This window comes from Sporosarcina sp. ZBG7A (assembly GCF_000813425.1).
Classification (GTDB): Bacteria; Bacillota; Bacilli; order Bacillales_A; family Planococcaceae; genus Sporosarcina.
Genome location: NZ_JWIB01000046.1, coordinates 1 through 23,044, shown reverse-complemented (window position 1 = coordinate 23,044; position 23,044 = coordinate 1). Strand labels below are relative to the sequence as shown.

Below are 23,044 nucleotides of genomic sequence, written 5' to 3'. Positions count from 1 at the left end.
TGATCATAAATCGCAGAAAATGCTCATAAAACTAGAAATACAACCATAAAAAGGTGATTTTTTGAAGCTTTGACAGCAGTACCGACAGTTTCAAGGAAAGTATAGGTACTACCTAGAGTAGAATCGGTATTTTTGTGCAGAGAGTCGGCACTAAGAGGATTTTATTCGGCAAAATGGGAAGTTTTAGAAAGATTTAAGTGATTAATTGGTTGCGCTTCGCTTGTTTGAAACGGATACTCAGTTGAAAAAAGGGTCTAACGTTCTCGGACACTTACTGATGGTTGCCTGACATCGCAGAAGGCTTCTCCATCATTCGAGCGAGTTTCTCGATCACCTCTGGCTATTTCTCCATCACTTAGTAAAGTTTCTCGATAACGGGACACAATTCAACAAGATTTAAGTAATTAATTGGTAGCGCTTCGCTTGTTGATTGCACAAGTCATGATTCAACTTTCACCTTAACTCCACACAGTGCGAAACGTGATAGTCACCCCCCATTTCCCAAACCAAAAAAGCCGCCAGATATCAGATAACCTGATATCCAGCAGCTATTTAAGTTCAATTTGTAGCTTTTTCGTTAACTTTAAATTCTACCCAATTACTAATTTCAAAAGTAGGTTTGCTATCTGTTGTATTTTCCAAACCATTTGGGTTATACCAACATGTATCGACTCCAAAGTTGTTGCCACCACGAATATCTGAAGTAAGGGAATCCCCCGTCATCAAAACACGGGACTTATCCGTTACGCCAAGACGATCCAAAGCCTCTTGGAATATTTCAGGACGTGGCTTTTGGAAGCCGGCTTCATCAGAGGACACGATCGTTTCAAAGCGATTATTCAATGAAGAACAAGCAACTCGGGCGATTTGAGCTTTGATGAAACCATTCGTCACAATCGCAAGACGTACATCCCCTAAACTGTCCAACATGTCGATGACACCATCTATTAGGTGAGCTTCTTTACCAAGCAACGTTAAATAAGTTTCAGAAAAGCTAACAGGATCAAGCTCGATACCAAATTTATCAAACAATTGACTGAACCGACTAACGTTCAGTTGTTCCATAGTCGTTGAGCCTTCTTCCAATTGTCTCCATAGAACTTTGCTGATGGCTCTATATTCTGTTCGATAGGCATCCAGTCCCTCTACAAGTCCAGCTTCTGTAAAAGCATTGCGAAATGCATTTTGCTCACTTGTATCAAATTCTAAAAGTGTATCATCTAAATCGAAAAGGAAAACATCATAATTCATCCAATCATCACCTGTCTGCAATTTTTCTTTGTAAAAGTATAGCATTCACGGCAGATTTAAAACAAGCATTGAAGCCGTGGTTGTATACACAAAAAACTGAAGAGATTCAACTTAATTTTCAATTTTATTCAGTTTAACTTTTGGGTGGGAGGGTATCTCACATAGAGAAGCAGATCATGAGGAGGTCGAAGCATTAATGACATTAAATGAAGAACTTCAGACTCTGAAAGATTACCATTGCGAGGACCGGTGTGTACTAAGTGTGTATTTAAATACGAATCCAGCTGATCCTGATCAGCAAAAAGGTGCTTGGAAAATCCATTTAAAATCCGGATTGAAGCGTTTGGAAGAATATTTGGAAGCTTCGAATGACAAAGAACGAACAGCATTTAAAAAAGCTAAAGCGCGTGTAACGGAAGAAATCGAAAAAAATCATAACGATTTAAAAAAGGGAGTCGTCATTTTTGCAGCAGACGACCCGGATTTATGGTCGGTCCATTATGTACAAATTGCGGTCAAAACAAGTTTCCATTGGGAAAACCATCCCGTAATTGAAGAATTGAATTACATGCTTAAAGCATATCCTAATTCAGGAATCATCATGCCGAGTATAGGAAGCGTCCGTATTCTAGATACAGCGATGGGATTTGTGGCAGATGATTTGGTCTACAATTTCGACTCTGGATTAGATGTATGGCGTGAACAAAATGACATGAATCCATCAGGAAACAGAGGTACAGGTGGTAGCCAGTCCGATGACTTTGACCAACGAATGAAAGAAAACTTAGAGCGTTTTTATAAATCAATGGCAGCAGACGTGGAGAAAATGAAGAAAGAACGGAATTGGGATGAGATTCATGTCGTTGGTGAAGCAGAGTCCTCACAAACCTTCGCATCCGCTCTCAACAAAAAGCCAAAAAGTGTTATCCATAAAAATTTGAACAATTCCATCCCGGACAAAGTTCTACACGAAGTATTCGAAAAGTAACGTACATCATAAAACCGTCCTGTTAAAAGGGGCGGTTTTTTCGTCGCAATAGATTGACAAATCGCATTCTGCGTCAATCTGTGGTAGGATTTATAACAAAACTAGATAGGACGTGACATTAATGATTTCTATAACTATTCCTGAAATTGATGTAAAAATTGAACAACGGCTCCAAAAAGTATCTGCAAATATTGTTCCAATCAAACCGATTTGTGGGTTTGTAGATTTGCACGAAATCCCGCGCGACAAAGGCGGAATCATTTTGTTCTACAACAAACAAGACGAATTGCTTTTTGTTGGTAAAGCAAGAAAGCTACGTCCGCGAGTGAAAAAGCACCTAGAAGATAACGTTTCGCCATTAAAACCACATCGCGATGAAGTAAATAAAATTGCTGTAATCGTTGTGGACGATGCAATGGAACGCGAAATATACGAAACGTACATCATTAACACGATGGAAGCTAAATACAATACAGACAAAGTCTTTTTCGAGTAAGTAAAAAGGAGGCGAGCACTTTGGACAAACGAATTGAAGCTGTGCTGGAAGAATTGAAAAAAACGCTGGGACTTCAGCAATATGTTCTTCATACACACTCACTTTCACAAGAAGTGTCTGCATTTGGCGGATTTGACATCTTGCTAACTGCAGATTTGCTTCCGCCTACTGTGGATTCACAAGAAGATGAAGACATGCTTCCGGATGGTGCTGTCGCAATTTCTTATTCACTACGTTTTGAACAACTGCGTTCGGTTATAACAGTAGGCGATTGTTCAAAAGCTGAATCTATCGGTTCGACTGAAACACAATTCGTTCAGTGGGTAGAATACCAAACAGGACTACGTATGGGCAATGGGTTCGTCCTGACTAATCGTTCTGAATTCGGAATCGAAGGCACACTCATGCATAACGATATTCCTGTTCAAACCAATAGCTTTTTGGAGATGGAATGGGACGAGCAAGGAAGAATTCTTATGTGCATCTTGCCAATCATTGTATCCGATCAGTTTGAAGAAGGACCTTTTTCACTAACACTCGAAGCGATAGAACCACTTGTACGGCAGCAACTAACTCCAATTCGTCTGCCGATTGAGGACGAAGCGCGTTTTGCAGATTACTATGCAATCGATGAGGTGTTCATCGCACAAGATGGCACTGTTTTACCATATTACACTGAAGAACAGTCAGCGAGATATCCAAGAGCTGTTTTAAAATGGTCATCCGTTTCAAAACAACAATTTGAAAAACAGGCGATTCAGCCATTTGGACCTGATCTAACAGCCGATGATGCCTTTGCTGCTCTCAACCAAACTTTTAGCGGAGTTACTGAGGAAGTACTTCAGTGCTGTATACAATCTGCGACCGCATTTTTGTCTTCGGAGCTACCAGAAGAATCGGGCGAATGGGAAGTTTATCGGATTATGCAACAACCGGGAATAATTGAAGTTGTTTGTCGCAAAGTAGGCGGAATTGCAGGTCCACTTCGCAGGAAGCTTTTAATCATGCTTAACAAAGATACATATGAAGTGATGAATTTCATGGATTCAAACGAAATGGCACAACTTTTTGAAGGATTTAAACAACCTCGTGTAGAAACGGTTTCTCAGGAAGAAGCCTTTGAAAAAATGGTTTCGTTTATTACACTCGAACCTAAGTACGTATACCATCAAGGTTCGCGGACATACAAACTTTGTGGTTTGCTAGATTCTGAGGAATGTGTAGATGCCGTGACAGGCGAACTGAAACAACTAAATGATTTGTAAACTTTTTGGTTTGCTTGAAACGGGGTTTGGAGATGAAGGAACGGGAACAATGGACATCTAAAATTGGATTTATATTAGCAGCAGCCGGAAGTGCAATTGGTCTGGGTGCTATTTGGAAATTCCCTTATATGGCGGGCATGAATGGCGGTAGCGTGTTTGTGCTGTTGTTCATAGTGAGCACACTGTTGATTGGATTACCGATTTTACTAGCGGAATTTCTCATTGGTAGACGTGGACAGGCAGATGTCGTTACATCGCTTGAGAAGTTGTCAAAAGGAAAGAACTGGAACTGGGTTGGATGGATGGGGCTTATTGCATCGTTCATCATTTTATCATTTTATAGCGTTGTTGGCGGCTGGATCTTATCGTATCTCATTCGTTCATTGACGGGTGGTCTTACTGGTGCCGACTATGGCGGATTATTTAACGAGATTATTGCAGATCCAATAGAAGTGCTGATCGCGCAAGCAGCGTTCCTTGCGATTACGGTCTGGATTGTACAGAGTGGAATAAGAGGTGGAATTGAGCGTGCAAGTCGTTGGATGATGCCATTACTGTTCATCTTTTTCATTTTACTCGCAGTACGTTCTTTGACGCTTGATGGTGCAATGGAAGGGATTCGCTTCCTGTTCGTTCCAGATTGGAGCTACTTAACAGGCAAAACGATTCTCATGGCACTCGGTCAAGCATTTTTCTCGCTGAGTGTAGGTGTAACAGCAATGATGACCTACGCTTCGTATTTGAAAAAAGAAGAGCGTCTTGGTCAATCTGCTCTGAATGTGTCGATATTGAATATCGTCATTTCTTTACTCGCAGGAATCGTTATTTTCCCGGCAGTGTTTGCCCTTGGTCAATCACCGACTGAAGGTCCTGGTCTCATTTTCGTTGTACTGCCAGCAATTTTCAATGAAATTCCATTTGGTGGATTTTTCTTAATCGTATTCTTTATTTTGATGTTGTTTGCGACGTTGACGTCAGCAATTGCAATGCTTGAAATAGTCGTTTCGACAGGAATCCGTAAGAAACACGATCGACGCAGACGTGCAGCATGGACATTTGGTGGATTGATTTTCTTAGTTGGAATTCCGAGTGCATTATCATTCGGCGTTCTCGGGGATATTAAAATCTTTGGCAGCTCCATATTCGATTTCGCTGATCTGCTTACAAGTCGAATTGCCATGCCTCTTGGTGCACTTGCAGTCTCGATTTTCGCAGGATATGTGCTTAGTCAAAAAGACACGGCAGATGAATTAAATATGAATCCTACTCTCCATAAAATATGGAAAAATCTTGTGCGATATATTGTTCCAGCAGCCATTGTCATCATTTTTGTGACTTGGGTTGTTGAATTATAAAAAACAAGCCGTGTGCTAAATTTAGCGCATGGCTTGTTTTTTGTTTCAAAGCATAGAAAATTGAAACTAATTTCACAATATTACGTACATATATCTAAAGGAACTAATTTACATTCGCGTTACATACAAAACGAGAGAGAGGGTTTATGATGAAAAGTCAACTCACTTATAAAAGAATAGGGTTATTTACACTCGCAGCATTAGCTTGTGTTTCTCTCATGGGGTGTACACCAACAAGTGAGGCAATTGAAAAGAGAGAAACAAAAACGGAAACTGTCCCAACAGCAGAATCAGCAGTTGAAATGCATATCAAAACAATCGAAGCTGTTTTGAAAGAAGAACTCAATGGTCCAGATGTTGAATACGGTCAATTAGCAGATGCTGCTATGGGTGGAAATAACGACCCAAATAGTGTAAAGCAAAAAGAAAATGTAGTGAGATTAAATAGTTATGTCAAAGAAAGATATCAACAATATTTCACTGAGGAAGGCTTGAAAGAATTCCAATCTAGTGGTTTAAAGAGTTATCATAGTTATTACGATACCGAGTTCGAAATTAGACTTGTGGAATCAGAAATAAAGCAGAGCGACATTGACACAGCAAGTAATCAATATCACATTAAGTCAATAGTTGAGTTAACATCACCTGGCGAAGAACCCTCTCTACACGAAGTAGAAGGTCAAGTAATCTTCTCTACGAAAGAAGGGAAAATTGGAAGATTCTCTCTTGGTCAAAAAGATCCCACACTTTCAGATAAGATAGATGAACTTAGTAAGAGGGATTGAAACATCTTGTATTGAGAACATAGCAGATTTCATTCACGTTTAATAGATTATCACGAGAGAAGGTTTTTGATGAAAGGTCAATTCACTAATAATAAAATAGGGTTATTTACACTCGCAGTATTGGCTTGTGTGATTGCTACAGGATGTACACAACAAGACGCAGCAATTGAAGGGGAAGAAAGTGAAGCTGCAGCTGAAACAGAAACCGTATCAAATGAGGAAAAGTATATTCAAATTGTTGAATCAGTACTGAAAGAAGAACTCAATGGTCCTGATGAAAAATATGTTCAATTAGCAAAAGCTGCTATGTATGGGACAGAAGATCCTAATAGTGTGAAGCAAAAAGAAAATGACATGAAACTAGCCAGTTATATAAAAGAGAAGTACCTACCTTATTTCACTGAAGACGGTTTAACAAAAGTGCAAAGCATAGGTATGTTATATCAATACCAATCTATGTTCTATTTTGATGCAGAGTATACATTAAGACTTGTTGATTCAGAAGTGAAGCAAAGTGATATAGATACAGCGAGTAATCAATATCATATGAAAGCTACAGTTGAATTAACAGCACCTGGTGAAGTGCCTTCACTGCACGAATTAAGAGGCAAAGCGATTTTTTCCACGAAAGAAGGAAAGATTGGAGACTTCCAACTTAGCCAGAAAGATTCTACACTGTCCAATAAACTATTCGAACTTGCTGAGAAGGACTAAAATACAATAGATTATAAAGACAAAAGACAAAAGACAAAAGACAAATAGAAATGGAATGCTAGGCATCTTTTAGACCGCCAGTATTCCATTTTTATAACGAATTGTGTATGCTTTCTCAAAATAGAGAGAGATTCTCAAGTTGATCTCTAAGCAGAAAAGCTAGATTGTTAGCTAGAATGATAATTTGAGAAGAAAAAAGATATTGATTGGTCTTATTTTTATCATCTTTGCAGGGACTGTTCGATTTGAAATAAGATTCTGGTTATAAGCACGAAGCATTGAAAAAGTCTTTCTAGAGTCTCCAATCAGCTCAAGCACTTCAAGTTTTTTCTTTACTAATAGTCCTGCATCAATGTAACTATAATTTGTTGTTATTCATTGGATACGATGTGAGAGGTCCATGCATCAATTTACTATACTCTCAAAGAGTTCAAAGCAAAACCAATGATGAGTTTAAAAATCAAAATCTATTATGACAATGACGGTGATGGTAAGATGACTGGTCTTGCAATTAGGTAAAAACATATTCTGAATATGGAGATTGCAAATTTCTCGACATCACAAATCCAGACTACCTATCTGAAGCTAACTAGATACAAATATATGGTACAAACTTGGTGGGAAACTGATTAAAATTAAGAGTAACTTAGGATCTGGGGGAATAACAAATGACAGCAACTCAATTAAATGAACAAACAACCGATTTTTTTAACGAACATAAACTATACGAAAATGATGAAATCCAACAAATCCAATTGCAACATCGTTTGAGCCTTGTGGAAGCATTCAACCTACCTAGTGGAGGAAGAATCTTAGAAATAGGATGTGGGCAAGGCGATACAACAATGGCAATTGCTCATGCAATAGGTGAAAAGGGACAGGTAATCGGAATCGACAACGCCAGCCGAGATTACGGAGCACCATTCACGCTAGGCGAAGCAACGGACTACATTTTGAAATCCTCTTTAGGAGACCGAATTACATTTCACTTAGACACAGATTTTAATGATTTTGAAGTTACAGTTCCTTTCGATGTTGCTGTATTCTCTCACTGCTCCTGGTACTTTAAAGATCCCCATGAGCTTCTTACATTCCTCAAAAGACTTCGCGGAATGGCAAAACGAATTTGTTTTGCAGAATGGGATATTCAATTTACAGAAATGCCACAGCGAACTCATTTCATTGCTGTATCGATACTCTCCCTCTACTCACAATTTGTAGAGAATGACAGTAATGTTCAAAATCTATTTGACACCTCCCAAATCCGAAAGTTGCTTGAACAAGCAGGTTTTCAAATTGAAAAGCAAATGACTGTGGATGCAACATTTTTGCCAGATGCAAAGTGGGAAAAGGGATATGCAAATAGTATCCGTACAGAGTTCGTACAAGCTGCACCACGAATGGAATCACTTTTAACAAGTTATTATGAGTTAATGAATGATCCTCAAGATGAAGAACTTTCATTGAACAGTTTTGTTGTCACTGCAATATAACTTTATTCAAAAACCCCTTTTTATATAAGCTTATATAGAGACAAAAAAGTTGCCCCTTAGGTCAGCTTTTCTGTCTCAATTCCTTATGTGTGAATGGACATTTTCCTTGAATCGGCTCACTGTCGTCGCCGATAAAGAACTGTTTCCACTCATTATGCTTCGGATCTCCAAAGTGGCTAATATCGGGATGTTTCGGCAAATGATCCCATGCTTCAACTCGTTCCCGGACTTTGTCTCGTGACATGATCCCGCCTTTTTCAGTTCCTTTTAATCCTTCGAAAATTTTGCGTGGTTGAAATCCAATCACCATCGCATTCCCTAGGTCACGGGTCTTTCGTTGTTTGTAAGCGGGTGTATTGCCGAATGCGAAAATGGGTTCGCCATTGAATCGGAAATCCCACAAATGATGGTCCGGATCACGTGGACTTTCGATAGGCCACTTGATTTCATCGACTTCGTGTAAGTATTGAAGGATTTCCCAAAACTGTTCTCGATAATCTTCAAGTGTTCGTTCTGTTGCAAAAGGTTCAACAAAAACAAACAATCCGTGTCTCTTATGCTTCGGGTCATCAAAGAGAGCTAAGAAATCACTGAGTGCCAGTGGGAGATTACTCCAATCCTTCTGTGTAATATATGCATAACGCAATTCACCTTTCAGCTGACCATTGATGCCGAAATAGCAAGGAAACGTCTTATCTGTTACTGTGTTCTTGAACGTTTCATACTCACTCAGCAACCACTCCGGTAAATCCTTCCTCTTGTCAAAATCTTCTTTTGTTAATAAAGCACTTTTTGTATGAATCAATCTATGCCTTCCTCTCCTCACAGTTCTCACTTTAACAATACGTTTCAAAATTTGTTACTATGATTATGTATAAATCGTTGAATCATCTCACATACTAGTAATCACAGAGTCGCGGCACCACTCTGTCCCGCGCCAGGGGCACTTTCGGCAGAAGGTGGAAAAGAATACTCAGCCTATTCCGACTAGGGATTGCCTAGTAGTGCCGCAGTTTACATAGATGTACTCAGTAAAAAAGTACCTTTTCTTCCGAATGAAAACTCGGAGAGGAAGGTACATTTTTGCTGTTTAATGGAACATAATATGCTTTTTTCAATTTAGTTCAGCATACATCTACTATTTACAATCATCCCTCAAGTAACGCATGGTATTCAATCAGTTCTCCATCGAGTTCAACAACTAAGATGTAGATGGTGTCCTCACGATTATAATCCCCGTTAGAGGAAAACACTTCAGTTCCTTCTGGCAATTGACTTGCATAGAAGTTCTGGAAAAACAAGGTGCTAGTCGTTCGCTTCTTTATTTCGCCTATCTTCATGCCTTTAATCAGTTCAGAGGCAGATTGCGGGCTCCCTTTTGAATAAACCAAATCGCCCACTTGAATAATATCTGCTGAATTATCCTCCTTTAAAATGTCTTTTGCAGTTGGATTACCTGAATCTAATCCACTAAACCCAGCAAGGACAACTAAAATTCCTGTGATCACCATGAATTGGAGCAGCTTCATTCCAAAAACTCCTCCTTCACTTTGATAATTCGAGAGTACCTCAATTATTTATATATAGTTAAGGATAACATGAATTAGTTTGTATGTTCAGTCTTCTGCGAAGGTGAGATGAAATACTAAAAGATATTGAAGGTATACACAAAATAGTACCACGGTTACCAAATTCTCGAATACATACTGAAGATCATTCTCCTGTATACTTATTAAGAGATTGAAATGAACTGAGGGTAATAGAATGAAAAAAATAAAAATGAATTGGAAGAAGTTCCTGCTGATAGCGGTCATTCTATTTTTGAGTTTACAAGTTATCGGTGGTTTCTTTTTCTATGAGCTCGCCATTAAGAGGGGACCAAAAGAATTCCTTCAGAACAATGCAGATTTAGAAGTAGCCGACGATACGATGGATCTCTATACCAACGGGGATTGGACGAAATGGGTAGATGATCAAAACTTTGAAACACTTACCTTGACTTCACGTGATGGATTGGAATTATCGGGGTATTACTTGCAAGCTGAAAAACCTACGAACAAACTCGTCATTTTAACACATGGCTATTTGGGGCACGCTAAGCAAATGGGATTGTTCGGGATCTTTTACTATCAAGAATTAGGATATAATATTTTCATGCCTGACGCACGAGGACACGGGAAAAGTGAAGGGAATTATTATGGATTTGGCTGGCCAGATCGCCTGGATTTGATCGACTGGACGGACTTACTGGTTGATAAATTAGGGAAAGACACGGAAGTCATCTATCATGGGTTATCAATGGGGGCAGCAACTGTCCTGATGGCCAGTGGGGAAGCGGAGTTGCCGTCAGAGGTGAAAGCAATCGTTGCAGACAGTCCTTATGGTTCGGTCTATCAACTATTCGCTTATCAGATGAAGCGCATGTTCCACCTGCCTGCATTTCCTTTGCTCGATAGTACCAGTCTTGTTACAAAGGCGCGCGCCGGATACTTGTTTAGAGAAGCGAGTGCGTTGAAAGAAGTGCAACGTACAGATGTCCCGATTCTCTACATCCATGGGAAGGCAGACACTTTTGTTCCAGTTAAAAATGCGATTGAATTGTACGAGAAAACCTCAAGTAGCACTGAGCTCTTCTTAGTAGACGAGGCAAACCATGGAGAATCCTACGCAAAAGCACCTGAAGCATACAAGAAAAAAGTACAACAGTTTCTTCAACATACGGTGAAATGAAAAGAGTGTCTGCTCATAAAGGAATTCATCTATAAAGAAAACCTGAAGAATGTGATGCTTCCTTAGATAATTGAGAATGGATCTTCACGTTTGACAAAGGTTATCGAGAATTTTCAAAATTGAGGAGAACTCGTCGAAAAACCGTCAGAATTTATCTTAAAAACATTAGGTACAAGTTATTCCAGGATTCTTCATTTCTCGCTTTGTCTTGTTAAATAGACAGTCCATAAGTGATGAGGAAATTGATGAGGTTGTTTTTTGGGTCGTTCAAGGTATCGGACAGTAATCAAGAGAAAATATGGAAGTAACAGGGTTGAATGTATTTTTGAAGGAGGTGCTTAAAGTTCGATAATGTACGACGATTATCTGATACGATCCACACTCATGCAAAGCCAGTAGTTAGAAAGGCGATACTTTGTATGGGGCGGTTTAGTTAATTTTATCGCTAGAGCTTTTCTGATCAATTGGCTTTGCTCCCTTATTCGAATTTAAAATAAGGAGCGAGTGAAATTGACGTATGTGAACGCACACAATGTTTTACCTGAAGAATTGATAAAAGAAATCCAAAAGTATGTACAAGGTGAAACACTTTATATCCCTAAGCACGAAGATACATTTAAAAAGTGGGGAGTAGCTAGTGGCAGCAGAAAGAGATTGGATCTGCGTAATGAAAAAATACGTGAGTGTTTTACCAATGGTTTAACTATTGATGAATTAGCGGAGTCCAACTATCTCTCTGTTGAAACTATAAAAAAGATTGTCTACTCTCATAACTAGAATGAAGTATGAACCCCTATGCGTGATGGTACTCGCATAGGGGTTATATGTATAAAATCACTCAAACTGATTCTCACCCTAGCGGATCGGTTTTTATTCCATTAGAATAACTCTATAGAGATAGCAGCTAGTAGTGAGGAGCGATGAAAAATGACTGAAAGATTTATTAAAAATGAACAATTTAACTATATCCATAGGCAGGTGGCATTCATAAGAGAAAGCGTAAGGCAACATATACCTCCTGGTGTACTAGCTTCAGTTTATGAATTATCAAATGAAAAAATCATGAATTGCATTCCTGACATAACTGCAGAACAAAGAGACATTTTGGATTTTTCTAGCTTGAAAGCAGTAGAAGAATACGACCAGGCTATTGTGGAATTAGATTCATATCGCCTTCCATTCCCTACAATAACCGAGCAACAACTGAAAAAGCTCTTTCCAAAAACTAAAAAGCTGAAGCTGCCGGATTTATCAATCATAGACTTAAAACAGATTACGTATTTAAGTTGGAATGATAGCAGATCCAATCGCAAGTACATATTGTACGAGCTGGATGGCAAACTAGTAGGGATTGAATGCTCGTTTTCACCTAATTCGTCGAATAATACGTGTTCGATTTGCCATGGTCAGGGAGCTGTCACTTTTTTCACTACAATTACAAAAGAGAAAAAGCAAAATAATCCAGATTATTTCAGAACGATTGGCAATCTGATTTGTGTAGACAGTCATGAATGTAATAGGAACATTACAGATGTCACTTATTTGGAGAATTTGTTACGAGACTCTTTACGAAAGTGAATAGTATTACTGAGGGTTGATATGATACTATTATCGGCTCCAAAGTGATACAAATCTACTTTGTAAAATAAATAGTGTCGTGGTAAAGGTTAAACCAGTTGTTCTAATTATGAGTTTTCCTTAATTCAAAAGTGTATTATGAAGAGTCTTCAATACAAAATCCGATTACTTTAAAAGTCAATTGATATCCAAGTTATTTTGAGCAAGGCAGTCCATCAACAACAGAGCTTAAGCAAGCATGAAAAAACCAACCTGCAAACACGCGGCAAGTTGGTTTTTGTTTGACTTAAGCTTTTTTCGCAATCAAACCTTTAGGCAGACGCTTTACTAAATAGTAACCAAAAACAGCCAATGTGATGAGAAATGGTCCTAGCAAATGTCCGCTTAGGCTTTCGATGGATGCTGAAGTCATCCAAGAAAGTGCATAACTGAAAGTGAAAAACAAACCGAGAATCTGTATGTGATTCACCACAAATGAAAATAATGTATTTGAATTTTGGGTGAAGACCATCAATGCATAGAGTCCTATCAATGCGATTAAGGCAGTTTCAATAAAGGCCGAATAACTAAAAAGAGTATCCAGTTTTACGAATTCAGATTTAGTGATTTTTCCCGTGGCAAGAAATGGCTGACTGACTTTTGATTTGTACATCTCAATAGCGAGATAGGCGACATTGATTGCTGTGAGAAGAAGTATGTAGAATTGAAAAAGCCGACTAGTTGTATTACGAGTTGTTTTATTCTCAGTTGCAGTCTTCATGTAATCACCATTCCATTCATGTAGTAAATTCTAAAGTCAAAAAAAAGAATCCATTAGACAACTATAAGGTATAATGTATATGAATAGTCTAATTATACAGATTTCTTTTTAGATTTCAAGATGTTTTTATTTGATGTAGTCGTTACTTGGAATGGTTTACGAAATACTCACTGAAATGAGGAATTATATGGCGACTATCGTAATAGCATTACTCGTTCTGTATAGTATGATTCTTTTCCGAAATGGGATTCAAATGCATGATGTCATGATAGAATACACAGTTCTCTTCTTACTTTGCTCTTTTTTGATAGTAGTACTGTGGAAAGTATGGAGAAATCTGTCCAAGTCCATAAAAGTAGTATTTACCACCTTGCTGGTCTTGCAAGTTTCTTTCATTAGTTATGAAGCCTATGTTAGCGAACCCAAATATCTGTCAAATGAACAAAATACGTTACTATTACTATTAGCGGGATCACCTGATTATCAGCAACTAAACTTGACGTCTGTGGATCTGAAAACTGTTCAAGTTATCGGAGACTCAAAACAAGGAAGTTTTCACCACCCTGACGATTATATTGTAGAAATTACAACATCGAACAACAATGAAGTATATCAATTTATGTGCAAAGGGAGCGGACCAACCTGTGAAGAGTTGGGATTTAGAGAGCAAGTACTCAGAGAAAGATGAATAACACCAATATAAAAGGAAGAAGAGAACCCGTCATGATTGGAGTTCTCTTCTTATAATGCATGAATGAAATTAAGGTTTTTCCAGGATTTCCGCAGGAGGTTGAATCGGTACTTTTGTTTGTTTTCCTTGAGAGTCTAACAAAAGTGTATCAAGTTGACTAGAAATCTCTTTTTGGACTGCAATGACAAAACTTCTCGGGCTCAGGTCAGCAGTACACGCGTCAGCCAACGGAGAAAAATTGATTGTTAACTCTTTTGTTCCAGGTTCTGCATCCATGGTGTCAATTTCATATGGACAGCTGCTGGATTCGAACATCCCGATAAATAATAGATCATTTTCCTTTAAATCTACTTCAGGAATCTCTCCATCGAGTTGAAACTGCTGCCACATTGCTTCATAATCCTCCTGATTAGTAACAAGAACAGCAAAATGGTTTTTGGGATCTTGCACTTCAGCGATACTTTCAAATCCACTCGGCAACGTCTTTTCAGAAGCAACTAAATTGGAGCTTTCCGGTGATTGCTGCTCTTTATCCTTTGAAGTACAACCTGCAACAATTAACGCTAAGAACGTCATCATAAAAATTAGGGTTTTTTTCATACAATTCCTCCTCGTGAAAGTTTAACTAAAGAGTTGATAGATGTTTGTAATTCAACACCTGTTAATTCTCATGAATAAAACCGTAAAGCTTTTCTAAGGACACAGAGGACAAGGTATAAATTGTATTACGATCTTTTTGATTCAAAATGGTTCCGTTATCCTCTGTTAGCCAGAGTGAATAGGATTCTTCACCAAGCCTGAAGTTATAGTGTGGTTTTGTCATATTAACTATACCTGGAACCTGGGTAGAATCTTTAATCGCTGTCCTGAAAATGTCGATTTCGTGTGGATGAGTTATCTCAATTATTTCCGTCGTAGCAACAGGACTATTGTTGACCGTTTGCATTTTACTTTCTTGTTCCTCTTTTGTAGAACAACCAAACAGAAAAATCCCAATTAAAGTGTACTGAACGAACATATATTTCAAGTCCTCACCCCTATTACACTATAGACGGACAATCGAATTTAAACGTTACATATTAAATTAGGCATTCACTAAATTTTTAGGACTAGTTAGAGGTCAGGCCAGTTGTTTCATACATATTTTTTACGGATAATGCTACACCAAAGGGTAGGATGAAGTGAATTGGACAGTCGAGAAATACATCACCCTTGTCGATTCCTTATTGTTCGGTTTTATACTTGTCCTTACATGCATCTGTAAACGAAAAATAGCTTCCTTTCGACAAAGTATATCCTGAGACTGGATACAAATAGACGAAGGAAGCGCTGACAGAATTTGACGATCATTTTCATCGAAAACTAGAACTACTCATTACTTTGAAATCTATTTCCGTTTGGCGATAGTAAGTTCTGATTTCAAATAAAAAACATCCTTCTCTATTCGGAAACTCAAGAAGGATGCTTAAAATTAGTAGTAATGCTCAGTTATCATTTGTAATGATGTTTTTATTTCAGCCAAAACACGTGAAATTATACAAAGAAGGCAACGAGTAAGATGAGAAGTAGTGGCACGAATATGATGAGATAGCCGATGGGATTCCCGAAATTGATACTCCAACCGACTCCGAATCGTTTCTCTACGAAGATGGTAGGGTCCTGTTTATTTACATAAAAGACACCTAACTTCCAATGAGCATCGTTATCTTCATGTGTGACTCCTATATTTTCTTCTTCCGCAACAGATACAGCAATACGCGAACCACCTTGACCAACTTTGAATGCATAGACGGCAGAGGAGATCAGTATGATCAAGAGGAAACCGAGTGGCAATCCCATCATCAAGGAAACGTTTTGAAAACCTACATGTATTGTAGTGAGTTGCAGGAACCCGAAAAGAATTGTCAATAGAATCGTCGTCATCAGTAAAAACCAGCTCGTATATTTACGGAATGCAAGTTGTTGAATTTGGGAAGATTTCTTTTTGCTGGAATTCAATTTAATTCCTGACTGTTTTGTTGCGATATTGATCCCTAGCATCATCACTTGCATAACCAAAAGAATAATTAATAAAGCAATTGAGGAAAATGGAGTTTTTGGACTGAATGCATCTGGTTGACCATTGGCACCCCAATGTGTTGGGATCATGTCAGGCAACAAACTATATTGCGTTACGGTGTAAATGACTAAACCAATCGTTACGAGTATTGGCAGTACATACATAGACGATGGGAGCATGGCATCTTTCGCGTGACTCTGTAAGTCGGCAACACGAATTTGTTTTAAGGAGGTCCCCCATTTATTGGTCTGTTTCAATTCTGTTGTTTTTGCATGAAAGTAAAGGTACAGCGCCATGCTTAGTAGTAGAAGGCCAGATTGTATTGCTAATCCTATCCAAACAAGTTGTTCCTCGGTTGCATGAGTAGTAGTTGACCAAACTAGAAAGGCAATGAATGCGATGATTCCTGTCATAAAAATAATGCTAGAAAACCTGCGTCGATAAGAAGCAAGTGATGGATCCATTGCAAACTTTTCGGGAATTGTAACGCCGAAAACAAGCGTTCTTTTCAACAAAAATGGCATAGCGGATTGCAATACAATCATGAAAGCAAGCGTGACTAGAAAAATAGCTAATGACATAGATTATTCCTCCTTTAAATGAGTAAGAATGGATGAAACAAGTTTTTGTATTTCTTCCGGGTCCATGCCAAGTACAAGTGATTCAGCAAGAATAGGTTTAATTTGCTCGATAATTCTTCGTCGATTATCACTGGTAATCCCATCCTGAACGATGGGATTAATGACGGCACCAGACTTTGGCACGATGCGTATGATCCCTTTATGCTCAAGCTCATGATATGACTTGTTGACGGTGTGCATATTCACGCTTAGGTCAGAAGCTAATGCTCTCACAGAAGGTAACGTATCTCCCCCTTGTAACTGCCCACGTGCAATCAGTTCAATCACCTGATTGGCTAATTGAGTATAAATCGGGATATCGGATGTTGGTTCGATTTGGATGAACAACTGGTCACCTCCTAACTGCTCTATTATTAGTATAACAGAACTGTTCTAATATATGTATAACAAACGATGCTAAACAATAAGAAATTGTGATTTGCACTGAACCGTGTTAATATCCGAAGTAACACTAAAAGGTGTTACTTATATTTAGGAGGAAAGAAAACATGAATGTAAAAGATAAACTACCTGAAATCCGTAAAACCATTATTTTAAACGCGCCAATTGAAAAAGTATGGAAAGCTGTTTCTACGTCGGAAGGGCTGGATGCATGGTGGATGCCCAATACATTTGAAGCGTTTTTAGGAAAAGAGTTTGTCCTTCATGCAGGACCTTATGGTGATTCACCTTGTACTGTAACGGAGCTAGAACCACCACATCGTTTGGGGTTTGACTGGGATAAAGGCTGGCATCTAACGTTTGAATTAAAAGAGCTAGATGGACAACAAACAGAATTTACTCTTATCCATTCGGGATGGAATGCAGAACAGGGAACTGTACGCGAAACCATGAATGGCGGTTGGGAAAGCGTTGTAAAAGTGAAACTACCTGCTTATATCGAAGGTTAATATGTCTGAGCAAAGAAAGCACGATGTGTTCCAAGCGATTTCAGATTCTACCAGACGCACCTTATTAAAATTACTTGCAGAGAGGGAAATGTCGATTGTAGAAGTAGCGGAGCATTTTCCAATTAGTCGAACTGCTGTCAACAAGCATCTTCATATTCTTTCCAATGCAGGTATAGTAAAAAGTCGTAAAGTGGGACGGGAAACCCGATATATTCTTGAAGCGAAACCCCTTATTGAAATACAAGATTTTCTAACATTCTTTGAAACATACTGGGAGGATCAGCTGGCTGCTCTTAAAAAGTTTGTAGAGGAAGATAACCATTAGGTAAGGATAAAATATAGGATCCAAGGAATAGCATCGGCCAAACTTAAGCGTTAGCCAGGCGTGTTTTTACAGGAACTGTAGAAATGCCTGAGTATTTTAATAGGTTGCAAAAGGATTTGACGCGACACCGATTAGTGTCCTATAATTATTAGGACACTAATTGGTGTCGTTTTGATTTTCACAAAGTATAACTATTGTAGTTAAAGGGATAATTATAAAAGGAGGAGGGTGATTTTGCGCGAAAAAGATTCAACAGGAGACGTTTATGGCGCAGTTGCTGATCCAACCAGGCGAAAATTGATGCGCCTGTTGGCAGATGTGGAAGAATTGCCTCTCCATGAGATTACGACACATTTTCAAATGGGACGCACAGCAGTTTCAAAACATTTGGCAATTCTAAAAGAAGCGGATCTCGTATGCGCGCGAAAAGTTGGCAGGGAAACGAGGTACCGGCTGAATGCGGAACCATTGAAAGAAATTCAAGATTGGGTCTCATTCTACGAAGGATTTTGGAAAACCCGATTTGCAAAACTAAACAAGCTATTGGAGGAAGAATTATGAAACCTGATGTATCGTTAGATTTTCAATATAAAAGTTCGATTGATAAAGTTTGGAATGCGTTAACGGATTCCGAAAAGCTTGCAAAATGGATTTGGGATAACGACTTTAAACCACTCGTAGGACATAAATTTCAATTCCGTGCAGAACCAAACGAATGGTGGAATGGGATTGTAGAAAGTGAAGTATTAGTAGTAGAAGAGCCCCATACGCTTTCTTATACGTGGGTCAGTGCTGGAGAAGCGACTACTGTTACTTGGACATTGAAAGAGAGTGTAGATGGAGGAACTAATCTGCATTTTGAACAAACAGGATTTAGTGAAGAAACAAAAGCACGCCAAGGCGCTATCGAGGGAGCTAAATATTCCTGGACAAAAATGGGCGAAGAGCTCGAAAAATTATTGGCAGCACTGTAAAGGGATTTCTGGTATCCAACTCCTTCAGATTAGATTGGACTAATAACTTTTTGAAGTGTAAAAAGCGTATGAAGTACGGTTTTCCACTAGGATAATAGTGTTATAAGAAACCACCTCAACTACTTAGACATGTAGTCGAGGTGGTTACTTTTTTAGTTTTCTCAACAGCTGTTATTTTTTCGATAAGAACATGCCAAATTGAAATAACTTAAACTAAGTGAAATGACAAGTTGAAGGAATATATACTTTTAGCTTCTATATTTTATTTAATTACTATTATTCACGATTTTCCCATAAGCGTCTAATAATTACTTGATCACCATCAAGCTGGAGTAAATAAATGTCAGGATTACTTAGTTTCTCCCAATCTGAAAATCCAAAAGCCTGGTCATAATACTTTAACGCTAGTGATAATAAATTCCCATGAGTTACAATGATAGATGTATTCACTTCACTCCTTTTAATCTCCTCAAACAGCTCAATAATTCGGTTCGATGCTTCCAGGCTAGATTCACCACCATCGTATCGGATTTCCATATCCTCGTAACTTGCTTTCAATTTCTCTAACCAATCCTCAAGATTTTCGTTGCTTAACACTCGTTCTTTCAAACGTTCATCAGTTGCAATTGGAATTCCAGTCTTTTGTGCAAAAGGGAAGATGGACTGAATCGCACGCTCGAAAGGACTAGAAATGATTTGATCGACTTTTAGAGTCGAGAAGAATTCAGTTAACTTTTCAGCTTGTTGCGTGCCTTGTACAGTCAATGGTGCTTCAGAGGCTTGTCCTGTCGCTTCACAATGCCTCACTATATATAACTTGCTCAACATTCATCACTCCTATCGAATTTACTCTCATAGATCCATATTCTTTTCAAGCTCAAGGAAAATCTCTTCTTTTTCATCATTATTATCATCGACTTAGCATCAGTTCGCTACTATTTTTTGCAGTTGTGGATATGATCTTAAATTGAGTTGCACTCCATTCGCTTTAATGAACCCCTCAAGGTTTTACGGGGCATCTAGAATTGGTTGTCCAACAGTACATCTCCCTCTACGAATTGAAAAAGACGCTTCAAAATCCAATCAATGAAAAATTGGAACCAATACTTGTACTCGGGTAAGCAATACTTCTCCTAAATCTAGCAATTCCCTTTATAGAAAATCAGAAATCAAAAAAGATGCTTCTGAATGAAACATTTCTTTTGATCATTCCGCTTAGAGGGACTAGGTTATTTTCGAACGGCAGAAGATATATATATTCTTAGATTGTGCTAAGTCCACAAGCTAACTTCTTTGCAAAGGATTTGATGAAGCGGTTTTAGTGGTATCAATCCGGGAGATTCGGATTTTCCTTAAGACGTATTAGGCGGAAGATGCGTCTGTAGAGAAAAAGGGACATGTACAAGTTGGAACAGGCTTAAATGTCAACGCTGGGGTTGTGTCGCATCCAACAACAGATGGAAATAAACACATTCCTACAGGCGGAAGCACCGGAAAAGCACTCATTTACGGCGGCGCTAGTGGTACTGCAACTTGGGGTGATGTCGCTAGTGAATTGAATATCGTGAAGTACGACACGCCCGGTACGTTTACATGGACTGTTCCCGAAGGCGTGATCAGCGTTTATGTTAGTGGTTCCGGCGGCGGCGGTGGTGGTAGTGAGTATGAATCCGGAGGCGGTGGCGCTGGGTCTGTCATCGACAAAAAGATAAGTGTCATCCCAAATCAAAGTCTTAGTGTCGTTATTGGCGCTGGCGGTAACGCAGCCGCATCCGGTGGAGTGACTAGTTTAGGATCTTTAATCTCACTATCCGGCGGCGGTGGTGCAGGGGTTAACGGAGGTATTTCTAATAACGGAGGTGCGTCAGGAGGAGCTGGTGGTAGTGCCGGAACCTCAATTTTTGGAATAGGTGGGAGTAGTATTTTTGGTGCGGGGGAGGCGATGAACGCTAATACAATGAACGCGACAGGTACTAATGCGAGTGGGTACGGAGGCGGGGGCGGAGGTTCGCCGAGGGGTTACGCACCCGGTAAAGGTAGTGGCGGTTTCTTACTTATCAAATACATCAAATAGGAGGTGCATCAATGCGCTACGCACAAATATTACACAACAAAGTACACTGGATTTTTGAATCAGAAGAAAAACCGCAATTTGCGCCGAATATTGTATTGGTAGATATTACGGATAAGCCGGACGTCCAAGAGGGTTGGGATTATGACGAGGTTACGGGAGTTTTCACTCAACCTATTCCAATTGAGCCTGAACCACTAGAACCAACAGAACTTGAGGTAATTTCAAACTATGTACTCGATGTAGATTACCGTTTAGCTATGATTGAAATGGGACTATAAAATTAAATGGAGGTTTTATCTATGAACATCACATACAGATTATGCAAAAATAAGATTGAAAAGAATATGTATGAAACACAAGAGGAAATGCAACAAATGCTAGACGTATTTTTCGGTGTAGGTAGAATCACTGTGGATGAGTACCAAGAGTTAACGGCTATTTTGGAAGCTAGACACGAAGTAGCATAATGTCGCATTTGGACAATAATGTGTAGCAGAACACCTCTTACGAGGTGTTCTTTTAATACTTTGTTAAATAATCGGTGCAGTTATGGTAGAATTGCTGTGCCTATAACGGTTCAATGCATTGAAGAAACATCAATAGAATGGGAGAGCACAGATGAAATATTTACCTTTATTCGGCATTATTTTATCAACAATAGTTTTAATCACGAATGTGTGGGTTGATTTTAAATTATATATGCCAAGTGTAGTTGCTAAAATAATATTAACATTTTTTTGGATTACTTATTTTTCACTCATGTTCCATTCACTTTTCTTAGAGTACTCCAAAAAAGAGCATGATTAAACTGAATAAGTTTCCCCGAATAGAGCTCTTTTTTGTAGAAAGATTAGTTCTCGGTTTTCATAATCGGGTGCGTTATTTGAAAAACGAAGATCGTCATTTGAAGGTCTTTTTTCTGACGCATACGGACAATAATGTGTAGTAGCGGGAATATAAAAGGGATATTCCGATAAGTGGTTAATTATGGTATTATCATACTGTGCAGTTTTTCAACTACATTAAGGACATTGAAAAGCGATTTAGAATCTTCATTGCGAAATACGGTCAAATGACTGATTGACTGATTTTAATAATTAATTTTTAAGGCGGTTCATCTATGAAATTAAAAAATTTATTTGGAACATTACTTGGCTTTACCATAACACTTTTAATACTTGGGTTTTGGAGAGGCGAGTTTGATTGGAGTTTATGGATTATATGTTTGGTAGGTGCAACAATCGGTCATTTTACAATCGCTTTTATCTCGAAAATCAACTAAAGAAAATAATTAAAAGTAAAAGTGTAAATGGTTTACACGGTCTTATTTTGGTAATAGGATGCGTTTATTGAATAAGTCAACATACTATTCGTTGGCTTTTTTAGGTTGCATTCGGATCATAACGTGTCGTAGCAACACCTAATTCGAGGTGTTTTTTAATTACTCAAAATTGGGTGATTATGGTACGATGGAATAAATAGATTTTGTTACGGAAACGGGCCATTTTGTTAGAGAGGTACTAAGAAAAGGAGGGAGTAGTTTGGATAATAAAAAGCATTCTAAAAACCTTGTTATCGTTCGATTAGTAGCGACAGTATTAATCCTTCTGTCTTTAATATTGCCGTATTTCGGGTTAATGGAGTTCAGTACGACTCCATTTGTGATTCTCATAACACTTTTTGTTTTTTACGTTATGGAAAATAAATATGGTGAAAAAACCGCTAGTGAATAGAATTAGAGAAGAAGCTTACTACCAGAATAGGGGGCTTTTCTGTAACACTAATATGTCGCAATAGGGCCAGATAAAAGATTAATTGTTGTAATCAAGTTCGGGCTTTAATACTAAATTTAAGAAGGAGGAGAAGAAAATTATTGGTTTAATATTATTACTATTTCTCTTATTACTAATCTCTTTAAATATTGGATCCTTCTTATTGTTGAAAAGAGGGAATCTTGGCTTGTCAACATTAAATC

The 23,044-nt window shown here is 38.5% G+C and carries 29 protein-coding genes; 20 read left to right on the top strand and 9 right to left on the bottom strand.

Annotated elements, in window-relative coordinates:
• Positions 1 to 558: 558 nt before the first annotated feature.
• On the bottom strand, positions 559 to 1,251 hold the full coding sequence (locus RL70_RS14945; RefSeq protein WP_039044208.1) for a YjjG family noncanonical pyrimidine nucleotidase: 693 nt from the start codon (positions 1,249 to 1,251) through the stop codon (positions 559 to 561).
• Positions 1,252 to 1,447: 196 nt separating this feature from the next.
• Between RL70_RS14945 and RL70_RS14940 the strand changes: the two genes are divergently transcribed.
• From RL70_RS14940 to RL70_RS14910, 7 genes are all read left to right on the top strand, one after another.
• Complete coding sequence (locus tag RL70_RS14940) at positions 1,448 to 2,239, top strand: VLRF1 family aeRF1-type release factor (protein ID WP_039044207.1); 792 nt, start codon at positions 1,448 to 1,450, stop codon at positions 2,237 to 2,239.
• A 121-nt stretch (positions 2,240 to 2,360) separates the two neighbouring features.
• Positions 2,361 to 2,735: a nucleotide excision repair endonuclease gene (locus RL70_RS14935; protein WP_039044206.1), complete on the top strand. Its 375-nt coding sequence runs from the start codon at positions 2,361 to 2,363 to the stop codon at positions 2,733 to 2,735.
• A 20-nt stretch (positions 2,736 to 2,755) separates the two neighbouring features.
• The gene (locus RL70_RS14930) at positions 2,756 to 4,000 is read left to right on the top strand and encodes a hypothetical protein (protein WP_039044205.1); all 1,245 of its coding nucleotides are present in this window, start codon (positions 2,756 to 2,758) and stop codon (positions 3,998 to 4,000) included.
• 32 nt (positions 4,001 to 4,032) lie between these two features.
• The gene (locus RL70_RS14925; RefSeq protein WP_039044204.1) at positions 4,033 to 5,355 is read left to right on the top strand and encodes a sodium-dependent transporter; all 1,323 of its coding nucleotides are present in this window, start codon (positions 4,033 to 4,035) and stop codon (positions 5,353 to 5,355) included.
• 149 nt (positions 5,356 to 5,504) lie between these two features.
• The gene (locus RL70_RS14920) at positions 5,505 to 6,140 is read left to right on the top strand and encodes a hypothetical protein (protein ID WP_039044203.1); all 636 of its coding nucleotides are present in this window, start codon (positions 5,505 to 5,507) and stop codon (positions 6,138 to 6,140) included.
• Positions 6,141 to 6,209: 69 nt separating this feature from the next.
• Complete coding sequence (locus RL70_RS14915; RefSeq protein WP_039044202.1) at positions 6,210 to 6,854, top strand: hypothetical protein; 645 nt, start codon at positions 6,210 to 6,212, stop codon at positions 6,852 to 6,854.
• 668 nt (positions 6,855 to 7,522) lie between these two features.
• Complete coding sequence (locus tag RL70_RS14910; RefSeq protein WP_039044201.1) at positions 7,523 to 8,347, top strand: class I SAM-dependent methyltransferase; 825 nt, start codon at positions 7,523 to 7,525, stop codon at positions 8,345 to 8,347.
• A gap of 61 nt (positions 8,348 to 8,408) precedes the next feature.
• On the opposite strand, the gene RL70_RS14905 is transcribed toward RL70_RS14910, so the two are convergent.
• Both RL70_RS14905 and RL70_RS14900 read right to left on the bottom strand, forming a co-directional pair.
• Complete coding sequence (locus tag RL70_RS14905) at positions 8,409 to 9,152, bottom strand: YqcI/YcgG family protein (protein ID WP_039044200.1); 744 nt, start codon at positions 9,150 to 9,152, stop codon at positions 8,409 to 8,411.
• A gap of 343 nt (positions 9,153 to 9,495) precedes the next feature.
• On the bottom strand, positions 9,496 to 9,876 hold the full coding sequence (locus RL70_RS14900) for a hypothetical protein (protein WP_039044199.1): 381 nt from the start codon (positions 9,874 to 9,876) through the stop codon (positions 9,496 to 9,498).
• 235 nt (positions 9,877 to 10,111) lie between these two features.
• On the opposite strand from RL70_RS14900, the gene RL70_RS14895 reads away from it, so the two are divergent.
• The 3 genes from RL70_RS14895 to RL70_RS14885 all read left to right on the top strand — a co-directional run bounded on the left by RL70_RS14895 (position 10,112) and on the right by RL70_RS14885 (position 12,655).
• A complete protein-coding gene (locus tag RL70_RS14895) occupies positions 10,112 to 11,077 on the top strand; it encodes an alpha/beta hydrolase (protein ID WP_039044198.1) in 966 nt (321 codons plus the stop codon).
• Positions 11,078 to 11,587: 510 nt separating this feature from the next.
• Complete coding sequence (locus RL70_RS14890; protein WP_039044197.1) at positions 11,588 to 11,854, top strand: CD3324 family protein; 267 nt, start codon at positions 11,588 to 11,590, stop codon at positions 11,852 to 11,854.
• Between the two features lie 150 nt (positions 11,855 to 12,004).
• Positions 12,005 to 12,655, top strand: coding sequence for a FusB/FusC family EF-G-binding protein (locus RL70_RS14885; protein WP_039044196.1), 651 nt, complete (start codon positions 12,005 to 12,007; stop codon positions 12,653 to 12,655).
• A 286-nt stretch (positions 12,656 to 12,941) separates the two neighbouring features.
• Here the strand turns inward: RL70_RS14885 and RL70_RS14880 are convergent, their stop codons facing one another.
• Entirely contained in the window at positions 12,942 to 13,415 is a 474-nt protein-coding gene (locus RL70_RS14880) for a hypothetical protein (protein ID WP_039044195.1), read from the bottom strand.
• Between the two features lie 187 nt (positions 13,416 to 13,602).
• On the opposite strand from RL70_RS14880, the gene RL70_RS14875 reads away from it, so the two are divergent.
• The gene (locus RL70_RS14875) at positions 13,603 to 14,103 is read left to right on the top strand and encodes a hypothetical protein (protein WP_039044194.1); all 501 of its coding nucleotides are present in this window, start codon (positions 13,603 to 13,605) and stop codon (positions 14,101 to 14,103) included.
• A 72-nt stretch (positions 14,104 to 14,175) separates the two neighbouring features.
• Here RL70_RS14875 and RL70_RS14870 read toward each other — a convergent pair whose 3' ends face one another.
• The 4 genes from RL70_RS14870 to RL70_RS14855 all read right to left on the bottom strand — a co-directional run bounded on the left by RL70_RS14870 (position 14,176) and on the right by RL70_RS14855 (position 17,133).
• Positions 14,176 to 14,706: a hypothetical protein gene (locus RL70_RS14870; RefSeq protein WP_039044193.1), complete on the bottom strand. Its 531-nt coding sequence runs from the start codon at positions 14,704 to 14,706 to the stop codon at positions 14,176 to 14,178.
• Between the two features lie 61 nt (positions 14,707 to 14,767).
• Complete coding sequence (locus RL70_RS14865) at positions 14,768 to 15,133, bottom strand: hypothetical protein (RefSeq protein ID WP_039044192.1); 366 nt, start codon at positions 15,131 to 15,133, stop codon at positions 14,768 to 14,770.
• 506 nt (positions 15,134 to 15,639) lie between these two features.
• Positions 15,640 to 16,746, bottom strand: a complete 1,107-nt coding sequence (locus RL70_RS14860) for a DUF1648 domain-containing protein (protein WP_039044191.1) — start codon at positions 16,744 to 16,746, stop codon at positions 15,640 to 15,642.
• 3 nt (positions 16,747 to 16,749) lie between these two features.
• Positions 16,750 to 17,133: a GntR family transcriptional regulator gene (locus tag RL70_RS14855; RefSeq protein ID WP_039044190.1), complete on the bottom strand. Its 384-nt coding sequence runs from the start codon at positions 17,131 to 17,133 to the stop codon at positions 16,750 to 16,752.
• A gap of 161 nt (positions 17,134 to 17,294) precedes the next feature.
• Between RL70_RS14855 and RL70_RS14850 the strand changes: the two genes are divergently transcribed.
• From RL70_RS14850 to RL70_RS14835, 4 genes are all read left to right on the top strand, one after another.
• Positions 17,295 to 17,696: an SRPBCC domain-containing protein gene (locus RL70_RS14850; protein WP_039044189.1), complete on the top strand. Its 402-nt coding sequence runs from the start codon at positions 17,295 to 17,297 to the stop codon at positions 17,694 to 17,696.
• Position 17,697: 1 nt separating this feature from the next.
• Entirely contained in the window at positions 17,698 to 18,021 is a 324-nt protein-coding gene (locus tag RL70_RS14845) for a metalloregulator ArsR/SmtB family transcription factor (protein WP_039044188.1), read from the top strand.
• Between the two features lie 234 nt (positions 18,022 to 18,255).
• Entirely contained in the window at positions 18,256 to 18,582 is a 327-nt protein-coding gene (locus RL70_RS14840) for a helix-turn-helix transcriptional regulator (RefSeq protein WP_039044187.1), read from the top strand.
• Positions 18,579 to 18,995 (top strand): SRPBCC domain-containing protein, encoded by a 417-nt coding sequence (locus RL70_RS14835; protein ID WP_039044186.1) that lies wholly within the window; start codon positions 18,579 to 18,581, stop codon positions 18,993 to 18,995. Before RL70_RS14840 ends, RL70_RS14835 begins: the two co-directional genes overlap by 4 nt.
• Positions 18,996 to 19,271: 276 nt before the next feature.
• Here the strand turns inward: RL70_RS14835 and RL70_RS14830 are convergent, their stop codons facing one another.
• Complete coding sequence (locus RL70_RS14830; protein ID WP_052246000.1) at positions 19,272 to 19,823, bottom strand: histidine phosphatase family protein; 552 nt, start codon at positions 19,821 to 19,823, stop codon at positions 19,272 to 19,274.
• A 610-nt stretch (positions 19,824 to 20,433) separates the two neighbouring features.
• Here RL70_RS14830 and RL70_RS17405 point away from each other — a divergent pair.
• The 5 genes from RL70_RS17405 (at position 20,434) to RL70_RS14810 (ending at position 22,802) form a co-directional block, all read left to right on the top strand.
• Positions 20,434 to 21,069: a glycine-rich domain-containing protein gene (locus RL70_RS17405; protein ID WP_052245999.1), complete on the top strand. Its 636-nt coding sequence runs from the start codon at positions 20,434 to 20,436 to the stop codon at positions 21,067 to 21,069.
• A gap of 11 nt (positions 21,070 to 21,080) precedes the next feature.
• Positions 21,081 to 21,347, top strand: coding sequence for a hypothetical protein (locus RL70_RS14820; RefSeq protein WP_039044185.1), 267 nt, complete (start codon positions 21,081 to 21,083; stop codon positions 21,345 to 21,347).
• Positions 21,348 to 21,368: 21 nt separating this feature from the next.
• Positions 21,369 to 21,536 carry a hypothetical protein gene (locus RL70_RS18065; RefSeq protein ID WP_197054130.1) on the top strand — a complete coding sequence of 56 codons (168 nt, stop codon included), beginning with the start codon at positions 21,369 to 21,371 and terminating at the stop codon, positions 21,534 to 21,536.
• Between the two features lie 653 nt (positions 21,537 to 22,189).
• Entirely contained in the window at positions 22,190 to 22,351 is a 162-nt protein-coding gene (locus RL70_RS17945) for a hypothetical protein (protein ID WP_156137988.1), read from the top strand.
• Positions 22,352 to 22,610: 259 nt separating this feature from the next.
• On the top strand, positions 22,611 to 22,802 hold the full coding sequence (locus tag RL70_RS14810) for a hypothetical protein (RefSeq protein ID WP_039044183.1): 192 nt from the start codon (positions 22,611 to 22,613) through the stop codon (positions 22,800 to 22,802).
• Positions 22,803 to 23,044 lie beyond the last annotated feature (242 nt).